The organism is Pseudomonas sp. ADAK18 (genome assembly GCF_012935695.1).
Classification (GTDB): Bacteria; Pseudomonadota; Gammaproteobacteria; order Pseudomonadales; family Pseudomonadaceae; genus Aquipseudomonas.
Genome location: NZ_CP052859.1, coordinates 1,831,305 through 1,845,487, shown reverse-complemented (window position 1 = coordinate 1,845,487; position 14,183 = coordinate 1,831,305). Strand labels below are relative to the sequence as shown.

At 62.0% G+C, this 14,183-nt stretch carries 12 protein-coding genes; 2 read left to right on the top strand and 10 right to left on the bottom strand.

The window, feature by feature from the left end; all coding sequences use genetic code 11:
• Window positions 1-2: 2 nt before the first annotated feature.
• From HKK55_RS08370 to HKK55_RS08330, 9 genes are all read right to left on the bottom strand, one after another.
• On the bottom strand, window positions 3-830 hold the full coding sequence (locus tag HKK55_RS08370; protein WP_169354214.1) for an ABC transporter permease: 828 nt from the start codon (window positions 828-830) through the stop codon (window positions 3-5).
• A 3-nt stretch (window positions 831-833) separates the two neighbouring features.
• Window positions 834-1,793 carry an ABC transporter permease gene (locus tag HKK55_RS08365; RefSeq protein WP_169354213.1) on the bottom strand — a complete coding sequence of 320 codons (960 nt, stop codon included), beginning with the start codon at window positions 1,791-1,793 and terminating at the stop codon, window positions 834-836.
• A gap of 80 nt (window positions 1,794-1,873) precedes the next feature.
• Complete coding sequence (locus tag HKK55_RS08360; RefSeq protein ID WP_169354212.1) at window positions 1,874-3,460, bottom strand: ABC transporter substrate-binding protein; 1,587 nt, start codon at window positions 3,458-3,460, stop codon at window positions 1,874-1,876.
• A 19-nt stretch (window positions 3,461-3,479) separates the two neighbouring features.
• Complete coding sequence (locus HKK55_RS08355; protein WP_169354211.1) at window positions 3,480-5,087, bottom strand: 5-guanidino-2-oxopentanoate decarboxylase; 1,608 nt, start codon at window positions 5,085-5,087, stop codon at window positions 3,480-3,482.
• 11 nt (window positions 5,088-5,098) lie between these two features.
• A complete protein-coding gene (locus HKK55_RS08350; RefSeq protein ID WP_169354210.1) occupies window positions 5,099-7,198 on the bottom strand; it encodes an acetate--CoA ligase family protein in 2,100 nt (699 codons plus the stop codon).
• Window positions 7,199-7,216: 18 nt separating this feature from the next.
• Window positions 7,217-8,377: an acyl-CoA dehydrogenase family protein gene (locus HKK55_RS08345; protein WP_169354209.1), complete on the bottom strand. Its 1,161-nt coding sequence runs from the start codon at window positions 8,375-8,377 to the stop codon at window positions 7,217-7,219.
• 49 nt (window positions 8,378-8,426) lie between these two features.
• A complete protein-coding gene (locus HKK55_RS08340; protein ID WP_169354208.1) occupies window positions 8,427-9,218 on the bottom strand; it encodes an enoyl-CoA hydratase/isomerase family protein in 792 nt (263 codons plus the stop codon).
• A gap of 146 nt (window positions 9,219-9,364) precedes the next feature.
• Window positions 9,365-10,003, bottom strand: a complete 639-nt coding sequence (locus HKK55_RS08335) for a TetR family transcriptional regulator C-terminal domain-containing protein (protein ID WP_169354207.1) — start codon at window positions 10,001-10,003, stop codon at window positions 9,365-9,367.
• A 68-nt stretch (window positions 10,004-10,071) separates the two neighbouring features.
• The gene (locus HKK55_RS08330) at window positions 10,072-10,830 is read right to left on the bottom strand and encodes a class II aldolase/adducin family protein (RefSeq protein ID WP_169354206.1); all 759 of its coding nucleotides are present in this window, start codon (window positions 10,828-10,830) and stop codon (window positions 10,072-10,074) included.
• A 130-nt stretch (window positions 10,831-10,960) separates the two neighbouring features.
• Here HKK55_RS08330 and HKK55_RS08325 point away from each other — a divergent pair, with 130 nt between their 5' ends.
• Together HKK55_RS08325 and HKK55_RS08320 are read left to right on the top strand one after the other, a co-directional pair.
• Window positions 10,961-12,916 carry an FAD-dependent oxidoreductase gene (locus tag HKK55_RS08325; RefSeq protein ID WP_169354205.1) on the top strand — a complete coding sequence of 652 codons (1,956 nt, stop codon included), beginning with the start codon at window positions 10,961-10,963 and terminating at the stop codon, window positions 12,914-12,916.
• On the top strand, window positions 12,917-13,489 hold the full coding sequence (locus HKK55_RS08320) for a helix-turn-helix domain-containing protein (protein WP_169354204.1): 573 nt from the start codon (window positions 12,917-12,919) through the stop codon (window positions 13,487-13,489).
• A gap of 16 nt (window positions 13,490-13,505) precedes the next feature.
• Here HKK55_RS08320 and HKK55_RS08315 read toward each other — a convergent pair whose 3' ends face one another.
• Window positions 13,506-14,153, bottom strand: a complete 648-nt coding sequence (locus HKK55_RS08315; RefSeq protein WP_169354203.1) for a ribonuclease T2 — start codon at window positions 14,151-14,153, stop codon at window positions 13,506-13,508.
• Window positions 14,154-14,183: the final 30 nt, after the last annotated feature.

The following is a 14,183-nucleotide window of genomic DNA, read 5'->3' as shown; positions in this document are numbered from 1 at the left end:
CCTCAACACTCCTTCAGGCCGCTGGATTTATGCAGCATCCAGTCGACGACAAAGTTCACGCTGACGGTAATCAACGCCACTGCCAGGGCCGGCAGCAGCGGGCTGATATCGCCGAAGGTGATCAACACCGCGTTGTCGCGGACCATGCTGCCCCAATCGGCGGTGGGTGGTTGAATGCCCAGCCCGAGGAATGACAGCGCGCTGATAAACAAAAACACGAAGCAGAAACGCAGGCCAAATTCCGCAATCAACGGCGCAGCGGCGTTGGGCAGCACTTCACGGGTCACCAGCCACCACAGCCCCTCCCCACGCAGCCTTGCGGCTTCGACAAAGTCTTGCACCACCACCGTCATCGCCACAGCGCGGGACAGGCGAAACACTCGGGTTGAATCCAGCAACGCAATCACCAGCACCAGGGACATGGCATTGGTGCCCACCACACTGAGAATCAACAAGGCGAAGATCAACTGCGGAATGGCCATGAGGATGTCCACCACTCGCGACAATCCCTGGTCGATCCAGCCGCCCTTGATCGCCGCGATCAAACCGCTCAAGCCTCCCAGGGCAAAGGCCAGGACGGTGGTCAGAAAGGCAATCCCCAGGGTGTTACGCGCGCCGTAGACCAGGCGGCTGAACATGTCGCGCCCCAGGTTATCGGTGCCCAGCAGGAACTGCCCGCTCCAGGGTGCAAAGCCGTCGCCCACCACCTGGGTTTCACCGTAAGACGCGAGCAGCGGTGCAAACAGCGCCACCAGGATGTACAGCAGGATGACCAGCAGGCCGAACTTGGCGCTCAATGGCGCCTTGGCCAGTTGTTGGATCAGGTTCATGGTCTACCCCTTCGGATGCATCAGGCGTGGGTTGCTGGCGATGGACAGCACGTCGGCACTGGTGTTGAGCAGGATGTAGGTAGCGGCGAAGATCAGGCTGCAAGCCTGCACCACCGGGATGTCGCGCTTGGACACCGAGTCCACCAGCAACTGACCGAGGCCCGGATAGACAAACACCACTTCGACCACCACCACGCCTACCACCAGATACGCCAGGTTCAACGCCACCACGTTGACGATGGGCGCCAGGGCATTGGGCAAAGCATGCCGCCAGATGATTCGTGATTGGCTGATGCCCTTGAGCCGGGCCATTTCGATGTAGGGGCTGGCCAGCAAGTTGATCAAGGATGCGCGGGTCATGCGCATCATCTGCGCGATCACCACCAGGCTCAGGGTCGCCACCGGCAGCACTGAGCGTTCCAGGATCGTGCCCAAGGACGCATCCGGCGCCAGGTTGGACAGGCTGGGGAACCAGCCGAGCTTGACCGAGAACACCAGGATCAACAGGTAGGCGACGAAGAACTCCGGGAACGAGACGGCGCTCAATGCCGAGGTATTGAGCAGGCGGTCGAACCAACTGTTGCGGTAGAGCGCGGCGAGCATCCCCAATACCAGCGCCAGCGGTACCGAGACCAGCGCGGCCAGGGCCGCCAGGCGCAAGGTGTTGCCCAGGCGAGCGCCGATCAGTTCAGCGATGGGTCGCTGGTTGGCCAAGGAGGCACCGAGGTCGCCGTGTAGCAGGCGCAACAGCCATTGCACAAAACGGCTCAAGGGCGGCAGGTCCAGGCCCAATTGCGCGCGGAACGCGGCGATGGTTTCCGGTGTCGCGGACTGGCCGAGCATGGCCTGGGCGATATCGCCGGGAAGCATGCCAACGGCCAGGAAGATGATCACCGAGACGGCGAACAGCGACAGCAAGCCGAGGGCCAGGCGTTGGAGGACCAGTTTAAATAAGCTATTCATCGCTGGGTTCCTTGAAAGGATAGAGCCTCTGTGGCGAGGGGGCTTGTCCCCTCGCCACAGGAGCCCGTACTGCACAAGATTCAGGCCTGCCACCACCGTTCGATCAGCCGCAAGCCGTCCAATTCCCCATACGGTGCTGTCAGCGGCCCATGGCTGACGCGGTTCGAGCGGGCCGCCACCGAGCTGGCAAACAGCGGCAAAATCGCCCCACAGTCGTCCCGGCACAGGGCCTGCATTTCGTTGTACATCTCCTGGCGCAAGGGAGCGTTCATCTCGCCGCGCGCGGCGTTGAGTAACTGGTTGAAACGGGGGTTATCCCAATGGGTTTCGTTCCATGCCGCGCCCTTGGCATAACCGATGCTGAACATGCGGTCGGCAGTCAGGCTGCTGTACCAGAAGGAGGTGGTGAACGGCTGTTTCATCCAGACGTTGGAGAAGAAACCATCCGCCGGCTCGCGCACCACGTCGATGTCGATCCCGGCCTGGCGCGCCTGTTCTTTGAACAGCACCGAAGCGTCCACCGCGCCGGTGTAGGCGGCGTCCGAGGCTTGCAGGCGCACCTTGAGGGAATCGACACCGGCCTTGCGCAGGTAAAACCGCGACTTGTCCGGATCGTAAGTGCGCTGCTCCAACGCGGTATTGATGAAGCGGCTGCCGGGCTGGATCGGATGGTCATTGCCCACCAGGCCATAGCCGTGCAGCACCGAGGCCAGCAGGGTTTCGCGGTTGATCGCGTGCTTCATGGCCATGCGAATATCGTTGTTCTTGAACTCGTTGCTGTCGCACAGCATCGGGAAGGTGTATTGCTGGGCGCCCTTGGTTTCCTCGATCACCAGGTTGGGATTGCGCTTGAGCAGGGCCACGGTTTTCAGGTCGACCTTGTTGATCACGTCCACTTGCCCCGTGACCAGCGCGTTGATCCGCGCCGCGCCGTCGGCAATGGCGAGCAGTTCGGCACTGGCGAAATGCGCCCTGCCCGGCTTCCAGTAATCGGGGTTGCGCTCCAGGTCCATGCGCACGCCGGGCTCGAAGCTTTTCAGGCGATAACCGCTGGTGCCGATGCCAGCTTGCCAGTCGGCGGTGCCGTCCTTGGCCGGCATGATCACCAGGTGGTAATCGGCGACCACAAAAGCGAAGTCGGCATTGCCTGAATGCAGAGCGAACACCACGGTATCGGCACCCTTGGCGCTGACGCTGGCGACGTCGCCCAGCACGGTCTTGGCTGCGGAGGTGGACGTAGCACTCAGGTGATGATTGATCGACGCCACCACGTCGTCGGCGGTGAGGCTTTTGCCGTTGTGGAAGGTCACGCCCTGGCGCAGCTTGAAGGTCCAGACGCGGGCATCTGGGGTGGATTCAAAGCTTTGCGCCAGTTCGGGGATGGCGCTGCCGTCTACCGCAATTTCAGTGAGGGTGTTGTATACGGCCGAGAAGCCGACAAAGGTAAAGGTATCGGTCCAGGAGCCTGGGTCGCGGGAGTCGGTGGTGCTACCACCCGCCAGTCCCAGGCGCAGCACGCCACCTGCCTTGGGCGTGGCGTCTTCTGCGAAGGCTTGAAACGGCAGGCCCATGGAGAACGCTGCCGCCACGGCACCGGCGACGGCGCTGTGTTTGAGGAAGTCCCGGCGGTGCATGGCTTGAGTCATTTTGTTGTTGTTATCACTCATGGTCTTGTTCCTCTAATGATCAACAGGCACAGGCATGTTTCAGCTCGATCAACGTCACGCCGTTGCGCTTGAAGCCGTTACGCAAATCCGTCTGCAGCTCATCCAGGTTCTGGGGTTGGGTCACGGTGCAGCCGAACGCTCGCGCCAGGGCGGCAAAATCCGGGTTGCGCGGCAACACGCCAATGGGTTCGATGTCCAGGTTCAGCATGTCGTCGCGGATCTGCCCCAGGGCGTCGTTGTTCCACAACAGCACCACCAGCGGGCTGTCCAATTCTTCCACCGCGGTTGCTAGTTCCTGGGCGGTGTAGAGAAAGCCGCCGTCGCCCACCAGCACTAATCCAGGTCGCTGGGGAGCGCCGAACTTGGCGCCGATACCGGCGGGCAAGCCATAGCCCAAGGTGCCGTAGCCGGTGGGATGCAACCAACTGCGCGGAGCACGGCTGCCGAAGGCGTAATTGCCGGTGTAGGCCAGTTGGGTCATGTCGCTGCTGATAAAAGCGTTGGCAGGCAGTTCGGCAGCAACGCGGTCGAGAATGGCCTGGTGAATCGACTGCAACGGTCCGTGCCCGGCGCTGACGGCTTGGCGTAATGCCGTCACTTTTTGGACCGCCGCATCGGCGTTACGCGGCGTGGACGGCAAGCGCTCCAGCAGCGCCTCTGCCGTTTGCCGGGCATCGCCCTGCAAGGCGACGGCACAAGGATAAAAGTCGTTGAACTTGCGCGGATCAATATCCACCCGCAGCAGTTCGCCACTGAGCGGCAGACGCTCACGCCAGTAGTCGGTGTCGGCCATTTCGGTACCCATCGCCAACACCACATCGGCCTCACTGATCAGTTGCCAGCCGGGCTCGACGCACAGGGTGGAACCGGCATTCAGCGGATGATCCACCGGCAACAAACCCTTGCCCGCGACACTGCTGAAAAACGGCGCGGCCAGTTGTGTGCTCAGACGTTGCAAGGCATCAGCGGCCAGCAACGCCCCCCCTCCGGCAATGATCATCGGGCGCTTGGCAGACACCAGTTTCGCCACGGCAAGCTCAAGGGTTTCAGCCGACGGCACACCACGTCCGGGACGGCGCACCACCTCACCACTCCAGTCCCGCTCAATCGGCGCCGCCAGCACATCCAGCGGCACAGAGATATGCACCGGCCGTGGCCGCTCACTGTCGAACACCGCGTAGGCCCGTGCGATCAATTCGGGCAGGTCTTCAGTACTCAACGCGACGGCCGAGAACGCAGTAATAGGCGCTGTCATCGCACGCTGGTCCTGGGTTTCATGCAGGCAGCCCCAGCCCTTGCCGAGGCTGGCTGTGTGGTTGACGCTGGAAATCACCAGCATAGGAATCGAATCAGCATAAGCCTGGCCGATAGCGGTAGCGGCGTTGGTCACGCCGGGGCCGGTGATGATGAAGCACACGCCCGGCTTGCCACTGACCCGTGCGTATCCGTCGGCCATAAAACCGGCGCCCTGCTCATGGCGGGTCAATACATGGCGAATGCCACTGCCAGGCAATCCGCGATACAGCTCCAGGGTGTGTACCCCGGGAATGCCGAACACCGTGTCGACGCCATAGTTGGCCAGCAATCGCACCAGGGCTTGGCCGCCCGTCAAGGTTTTGCTTTGCATCGTCATCTCCTTCAAGCCTGGGCGAGGCGGATCAACGCATCGACCGCTGTGGCGCCCCGGGCATTGACCAGCAGTGGGTTGACATCCAGCTCCAGCAACAGCCCGGCATTGGCGCAGGCGTAATCGGCCACGGCGCGAATCGCCGCCACCAGGGCTTCCATATCGGCCACTTCACGACCGCGAAAGCCTTGCAACAACGCGGTGCTGCGCAGGCTCAACAAGGCATTGCGAATGGCATCGTCGGTGGTGGGCAGCAACAGGCTGCGACTGTCCTTGAGCAACTCCACCAGAATCCCGCCGGCACCGATCACCAACGCCAGGCCGAAGTCGTTTTCACGCTTGATGCCCACGATCAGCTCGGCCAAGGGTGGCGTGGCCATGGTCTCCAGCAGCAGTTGATCAAATGCCACGCCCGGCGCGTAGGCGGCAATCTGCACGCGCATGTGCGCCAGAGCCGCCGTCAGCGCCTGATCGTCCCGCAGGTTCAACGCCACAGCGCCCGCTTCGGTCTTGTGCGGCAGCTCGGCGCTGACCGCCTTGAGCACCAGCGGATAGCCCAAGGTCAGCGCGTCGGCAATGGCGTGCTCGGGGGTACTGAGGATGCCGGTCGGTGTGGTGAGGCCAAAGGCGCGTAGGGCTTGTTTGGAGTCCCATTCATTGAGAGGAAACCCAGGGTCCTGAAGGGCTTGCGGGCACAGCGGAATCAACGCTGACTCCCCCCGCGCCAACAAGGCCCGACGGTTGCTCTGGTAGTCGGCAATTCGGCCCCAGGCAGCGAGCGCGTCTTCCACACCTTGCAAGGCCGCGACGCCCTGGGCGTGCAAGCGTTCACGGGCATGGGCAGGTAGCAACTCCGGAAACGCCGAGGTGACAAAACCGGTCTTGCCATGGCGCACCAATGCACTGCAAAACAACTCCAGCAACAGGTCGCACTCCTTACGCTCGCCGGTAAACTCTGCGGGGTAGTCGAGCACCAACATGGCGGCATCGGCGTCCGTGCGCAGCGCCGTGTCGAGCATGGCGTTCAGCGCTTCGCGGTTGCCCCAGATGGCCGTGGTGAAGTCCAGTGGGTTGACCAGGTTGGCGTAGCTGGGCAGCACCTGCGCCAGCTCCTCACGCTGACCGGCATCCAACTTCGGCAGGCCCAGGTGGTTGCGCTCGGCATAGTCGGCAATCAACCCGGCATCGCCGCCGGAACAGGCCAGTGCGATCAGGTGGTTGCCCGCCGGCAAGTTGCCGCACGCCGCGGCTTTCAGGGTTTCGACAAAACTCACCGGCCCACTGACGCGGATCACACCCAGGCGGGCAAAGAGGCTGTCGTACAGCACATCAGAGCCGGACAACGAACTGGTGTGACTCAAGGCCAACTCGGCGCCGATCTGCGAGACGCCGGTTTTCAGGGCGATGATCGGGATGCCTTTTACCAGGGCCTTGTGGGCGGCCCGGGCAAATCCAGGCACGTTCTTCAAACCTTCCAGGTGCAAGCCGATGGCCGTGACCCGTGGCTCATCCAGCAGCACGTCCATCAACTCCGCGACGCCCAACTGCGCCTGGTTACCCACCGACGCCATATAGGCCACCGGCAACGAGCGGTCACTCATCGACAGGTTATAGGCGAAGTTGCCGCTCTGGGTCAGTACCGCCACGCCCTTCTCCACCGGCTTGCCGCCATGGGCCACCGGCCACAGCGCCGAGCTGTGCAGATAGTCCAGCAGGCCGTAGCAGTTGGGCCCCAACAGCGCCATATCGCCCGCTGCTTTGAGCAGTTGATCTTGCAGGGTCTGACCCTCGGCTCCGGTCTCGGCAAACCCGGAGGCGTAGCAAATGGCGCCGCCGGTACCGATGGCGGCCAACTCTGCAACACAGGTCAGGGTCAGCTCGCGGTTGGTGGCGATAAATACTGCGTCCGGGCCGCACGGCAGGTCGGCGATGCGGCGTACACAGGGAATGCCGTCGAGGTGGTCATGCTGGGGATTGACCAGCCACATCTGGCCTGCAAAGCCCCCTTCGGCACAGCGTTTGAGGGCGCGCGCCATGCTGCGTCCGCCAACGAAAGCCAGGTGACGAGGCGCCAGCAAGCGCTTGAGGTTGTCGCGAATAACCTGGGACATGAGCGTTCTCCGACCCGATCAGCGCAACAGGGGCCGCAACAGTTCGCGGGCGATGATATGGCGCTGGATTTCCGAGGTGCCTTCCCAGATCCGTTCGATCCGCGCGTTGCGCCAGATGCGCTCCACCGGCCCTTCGTCCATCAGGCCCATACCGCCGAAAATCTGTACCGCCTCGTCAGCTACCTTGCCCAGGGTTTCACTGGCAAACAGCTTGGCCATACCGGCTTCGCCGTCGGTCATGTTGCCCTGGTCCATTTTCCAGGCGGTGTGCAAGGTCAAGAGTTCGGCGGCGCGAATCTGGGTGGCCATGTCGGCGAGCTTGAACGACACACCTTGGTAGGTGCCGATCGGCTGGCCGAACTGCTTGCGGTCCGCCGCCCATTGCAGCGATACATCCAGCGCCCGCTGGGCCTGGCCGACGCAGTTGGCGGCGACCATCACTCGGCCTGCGGTCAGCCAGGCGTTGGCCACGTCCCAACCTTTGCCCACCTCGCCAAGGACTTTGGAAGCCGGCACGCGGCAATCATCAAAGAACATTTCGTAGGTGTGATAACCCCGGTTGCTCACACACTTGGGGCCGCGGCGGATGGTCATGCCGGGGGTGCCGCGATCCACCAGGAACGAGGTGACGGCGTTGCGTTGGCGGCCATTGTGTTCGTAGGTATCGGTGACGGCGAACACGATGGCGAAGTCGGCGTGCCCCGCATGGCTGATGAAGTGCTTACTGCCGTTAAGCACAAAGTCATCGCCACTGCGCACGGCGCGGGTCTTGATGGCGTTGGCGTCAGAACCGGCGCCGGGTTCGGTGAGGGCAAAACAGTCGATTTTCTTACCCTGGACACACGGCAACAAGTACTCGCCAATCTGCGCGCCAGTGCAGGCCATGAGGATTTTCGAGGGCCTTGCGACAAACACATGCAGCGCCCAGGACACCTTGGACAACTCCCGTTCGATCAGTGCCTGGGACAGGTAATCCAAGCCACCACCGCCGACGTCCTCGGGCATGTTGAAAGCATAGAAACCGGCGGCAATGGCCTTGTCACGGATCTGCGCCGCCAGCTCCGGCGAAACCTCATCGGCACGGTCCACCGCTTCCTCGTGAGGCAGCAATTCCTTGGCAACAAAACTGCGTACCGCGTCCACCAACATGTCTTGTTCTTGGCTGAGTTGGAAATTCATGGCGCTACCTGTTGATCGTTCGGGGGTGTTGTTTCTTGAACGGGCTGTTTTATTTGCCGGAGAAATTTGCTGGGCGCTTTTCCACCGAAGCACGCAGGGCTTCAGCACCGTCCTCGCTGCGCCCGCACAACAACCCGGCGGCCAGTTCGGCCTGGAGTTGCTCGGGCAGGCTGCGCTGGGCACCTTCGCGGATCAGGGTCTTGGTCTGGGCGAACGCGAAGGTCGGGCCGTTGGCCAGGCGGGTGGCCAATTCGACGGTGTGGGCCAGCAGTTGATCATCGGCAACCACTTCGCCGACGAGCCCGGCGGCGAGTGCACGGTCGGCGTTCCACAGCTCGTCGAGGAACAGCAGGCGCTTGGCCTGTTCGCTGCCGATCAGGCGTGGCAGATGCCAACTGGCACCGGCGTCCGGCGAGTACGCCATGCTGGTGTAGCCCGCCTTGAAACGTGCCGATTGGGCGGCTATTCGCAGGTCACAGCACAGGGTCAAGTCCATACCGGCGCCGACGGCAGTGCCGTTGATGGCGGCAATGGTAGGTTTGTCGAGGGTATGCAAGCGAGTCATCAAGGCGTGGGCGGTTTCGGTCCAACCGTAGCTTTCGAGGGCGCCACGAGCTTCGGCTTCGGCCCATTCGGCAAGGTCGGCGCCAGCACAGAAGCTGCGACCGCTGCCGGTCAGCACCACGACGCGCACGGCCGGATCGCTATTGAAACCCTCAAGCAAAGCATGCAAGTGCTTGAGGGTCGGAATGTCCAGGGCATTGCGCTGGGCACTGCGATTGAGGGTGATCCAGGCAACGCCTGCTTGCACCTGAGTGAGCACGGACACGTCGGTAGTCATGGGATCCTCGAATTATTTTAATTGGCTTGAGGGGTGCGACATGGGGCGATACTAAACGAGTGTTCAGCAAGGAGGCAATCGGCAAGATGCAAATTTTTTAGACGGGGGATGCCAGCCTGAACATTGCGTCCAGGCGGCGAAAGGATTCAGGGTTTGATCTGAAAGCGCTGACGACCACCGGCTTGCAAGCCATCGACCCAGGCTTCGCAAATCTGGATGCCTTGTTCCGGAGTAAAGGTGCCAGGGTTGAGCCCCGACTCCAGCCACAAACCATCGAGCAAGGCACTCAAACCGATGGCCGCCAGGTCGGAGTCGAAGTGCTCCCAGCCCTCCTCCTCGGCCATGTCTGCCAGGGCCGAGCGCATGATGGTCCGGTACTCGCCATAGGAGTGTTCGTGAGCCTGATTGATCGCCGGTGCCGTCTTGACCGCCCCCCAGAACGCCAGCCAGGCGTCCAGCAGTTGCGGGTCGAGCAGTTCGGGGGAAAACGAGCCGCGAAAAAACGCCGACAAGCGCTCCCGAGGGCTGGGCGGCGCCTTGGCCATGGCTTCGCGCAACAGGTCCATGACCTGCCCGGTGATGGACCGATACGCCTCAGCCACCAGTTCATCCTTGCCGGAATAGTGATGACTGATCAGCCCCACCGAAACCCCGGCTTCAGCGCTGATCTTGCGGATCGACGCCCCCTGGAAGCCATGGCGCTTGAGGCACACCAGCGTCGCCTGGACCAGATTGGCCTTGCGCAACTCCGGTTCCATACGGGAGAAACGGGATTCCTGGGTCATGAAGCGATTTCCTTGGGCTGAGTCGGCTGCCCGACTCTACAGCAACCGCGACCCGTGATTAAACCTTCTCAGGCCCGGAAACCCGGCGACACTCGATCCAGCAAACGCAGCAATGCGGCCCAGGCCAGTTGCATAGCGTCTGGGTCACTCAATTCACCCTCCTCCAGCGGCCGGCCGGGATCGTTGAATTGCCGTTCGGTGTATTCGCACACATTCGCCGGCGGCAGGATCAGCTTGCCGCAGGCCTGGGCGGCAATCTGAATATCACAGGCCTTGTCCAGGTAATACATGCGCAAGAACGCCTGGCTGACGGTCTCGCCCACGGTCAGCAAACCGTGGTTGCGTAACATCAACACCGGCTTGTCCCCAAGATCTCGAACCAGGCGCTGTTGCTCGTCGAGGTCCAGGGCTACGCCTTCGTAGTCGTGGTAGGCGACCTTGCCGTAGAACTCCATGGAGATCTGGTTCACCGGCAACAGTCCACACTCCAGCGCCGCCACCGCGCACCCCGCCCGCGTGTGGGTATGCAGCACGCATTGGGCGTCTTCCCGCGCACCGTGAATGGCGCTGTGAATCACAAAACCTGCCGGGTTGACGGCATACGGCGAGGTCTCCACCGCTCGCCCATCCAGGCCGATTTTCACCAGGCTGGACGCGGTGATCTCATCGAACATCAGCCCATAAGGGTTGATCAGGAAGTGATGTTCCGGCCCCGGAATACGCACCGAAATATGGGTGAATATCAGGTCGCTCATTCGAAAGTGCGCGATCAGCCGGTAGCAGGCGGCAAGCTCTTCACGCAGTTTTTGTTCGGTGGAGTGAGTCATTTTTATTCTCCATGGTGTTGGGGGGATGGCCGACGCTAATCCAGCCTCCAGTAAAAAAACAAGTTGATTTTTTACTGGAGCTGACCTCCTATAGAAAAATAACAATAACAGCGCCTGGAGTATCCGCACCATGTCGCACCCGGCTTTCGCGCACCTGTTTGAACCGCTTTTGCTGCGGGGCAAGCACCTGAAGAACCGCATCATGTCCAGCGGGCATGACACCTCGATGCCCACCGATAATCGGGTGAATGCACAGCTGATCGCTTATCACCGGGCCCGGGCCGAAGGCGGTGTCGGGCTGATTGTGTTGCAGGTCGCGGGGGTTCACGACAGCGCCCGTTATACCTCCCATGTGCTGATGGCCACCGACGACAGTTGCATTGAGGGTTACCGCAAACTGGCCGAGACCTGCCACGCCCACGGCACCGTGGTGCTGTCACAAATCTTCCATCCCGGACGGGAAATCATGGAGTCGGCTGACGGGTTGCTGGCGGTGGCCTACTCGGCGTCCGGGGTGCCCAATGAGCGGTTCCGGGTGATGCCCCGAGCCCTTGATCAGCCGATGATCGACGAGATTGTCGCGGGCTACGGCGCGGCCGCCAGGCGTCTGTATCAGGCCGGGATCGATGGTGTGGAAGTGGTCGCCAGCCATGGGTACCTGCCGTCGCAGTTTCTCAATCCCCGGGTCAATCGCCGCACCGACGGCTACAACGGCGAGCTGGATCAGCGGCTGCGTTTCCTGCGGGAAATCATCGCCGCCGTGCGCGTTGAAACCGATGAGCAGTTCATCATCGGCCTGCGCATTTCTGCCGATGAGCGCGACCCTGAAGGCCTGACCGAAGACGAGTCGCTGTCCGCCGTGCAACGCCTGCAATCGCAACTCGACTATGTGCACATCGTCGCCGGCACTTCCGCGTCCCTCGGCGGTGCGATCCACATCGTGCCGCCCATGGCGATCGCCCCGGCGTACCTCGCCGCTGAAGGCGCAACGTTCAAGGCCAGTCTGTCGATTCCGTTGTTTGTCACCGGGAGGATCAACCAGCCCCAGGAAGCCGAACTGATGCTGGCGCGGGGACAAGCCGATGTCTGCGGCATGACCCGTGCGCTGATCTGCGACCCGCAAATGCCCAACAAGACCCACACCGGACATGCCGAGGATGTGCGGGCCTGCATTGCCTGCAATCAGGCCTGTATCGGTCATTTCCACAAGGGGCTGCCCATCTCGTGCATCCAGCACCCTGAAACCGGACGGGAATTGCAGTTCGGCCATCTGCAGCGCGCTTCGCAACGCAAGCGCGTTCTGGTGGCCGGTGGCGGCCCGGCGGGGATGAAAGCGGCGGCAGTGGCAGCAGAGCGAGGGCATGACGTCACGTTGTATGAAGCCAGCGCGCAACTGGGCGGCCAAGTGTTGCTGGCACAACTGCTGCCACGGCGCAGCGAGTTCGGCGGCGCCAGCACCAACTTACAACGCGAGATGGAGTTGGCCGGGGTGCAGGTGGTTCGCAATACCCGTGTCGACCGCACGTTGGTGGAACAGCAGCAACCCGACCTGGTGATCATCGCCACCGGCGCCGAGCCATACTGGCCGGCCTTCGAACGCGGCGGTGAATTGCAGGTGGTGGATGCCTGGCAAGTGCTGCGCGATGAGGTCCCGCTGGGCCGCTCAGTGGTGGTGGTCGACTGGCGCTGCGACTGGATCGGACCGGGCATTGCCGAACGTCTGGTGCGCGCAGGTCACGCGGTGCAACTGGCGGTCAATGGCACTCATTGCGGGGAGAATCTGCCGTTGTATGTGCGTGATCAACTGGCCGGCGAACTGCACCGCCTGGGTATCCCGATTATCCCTTACGCCCGACTGTATGGCTGCGACGACACCACGGTCTACCTGCAACACACCGCCAGCGGCGAGCCGATGCTGCTGGAAAATATCGACACCCTGGTGCTTTGCCAAGGGCACCAGCCGGTGGATACTCTCGGCGCGGAACTGGAGGGGTTGGTGGCGTTTCGGCGCATCGGCGACTGCCTGGCACCACGTACCGCCGAAGAGGCGATTTATGAAGGACTCAAGGTGGCATGGGAAATATGAATGGCTAAAGACCAACCTCAGCAACTGTTCCTGGGCACACGGATCCGTGGCTTGCGCAAGGCACGCGGCATGACGCTGACCGCCTTGGCGGATATGAGTGACCTGACTGCCGGCTACATCAGCCAGTTGGAACGCAACCTCGCCTACCCCTCAATCCCGGCACTGTTCAATATTGCTCGTAGCCTGGGGGTGACCATCCAGTGGTTCTTCGCCAGCGAAACCATCCCGGCGCCGGAAGACGAAGGCTACGTGGTGCGCAAACACAATCGCCAGAGCATTCGCTATGAAGACGGCATCGTCGATCAGTTGCTGACCCCCCTGCCCAACCATCAACTGGAAATGCTGCACTCGTGCTTCCCGCCGGGGGCCTATAGCCAGCAAAGCTACAGCCATGAAGGTGAAGAAGCCGGCTATGTGTTGAGCGGACGTTTTGAGTTGTGGGTGAGCGAGCGGTACTTCCAGCTGGATGAAGGCGACAGTTTCAGTTTCCCGAGCAGTGAGCCCCACCGTTATGGCAACCCCGGCAAGGTGGATACGGTGGTGATCTGGGTGATTACGCCGCCGACGTTTTGAAGCGCCGGCGGTTTACTCAGCGCTGCGTCGGAATCCGAATGTCCCCACCACGGCACTGACTCTTGACACTCCTTGGGCAACCGGCGAATTCCAGGTCCTTGCTCAAGCACACCCGCACCTCCGACAACACTTTGCCCTTGCAGATCACCGCCAGCCCGTGACTCCGCATGGCTGGGTTGCTCTGGCGGAACAGCGTCTCGATGTCCTGGGCATCGAGCGAGTTCGGCACGTTGAACGGTTGCAACTGCTCCGGGATGTTGACTTTGCCCAGTGCGGCGTCGGTCTTGTCCAGATAAGCCGACGCCTCAAGGCCACTGCACGTGCCATGCTTGGACCACTCGTGCTTGAGCAGTTTGGGCGAAGGGAACAACGTCGCCCCCTTGGCCTGCTCCTCTGCCGACAACCTCGACTGCGGGTCACACGACGCCGGCCACCCTCCCCGCGTGTACTGCGGCCACAAACCGTGGAGCACAAACCCGTAACCTTTACCCGAACACTGCTGATCCCCTGGGTGGGTCAGGCAGAAGGTCGGCGACCAGGACAGTGACAACACATAAAAATCAAACTCCCCCGCCTGCCCCTGCTCCCGCTGGGCTGCCGCAGCACCCGTGGCCATACCCGCCAACACCAGCCACAAGGCCATCCAGGCTGCTTTGTATTTCATCCGTCTATTTCCTTAAAAAAGTGCTCTGCC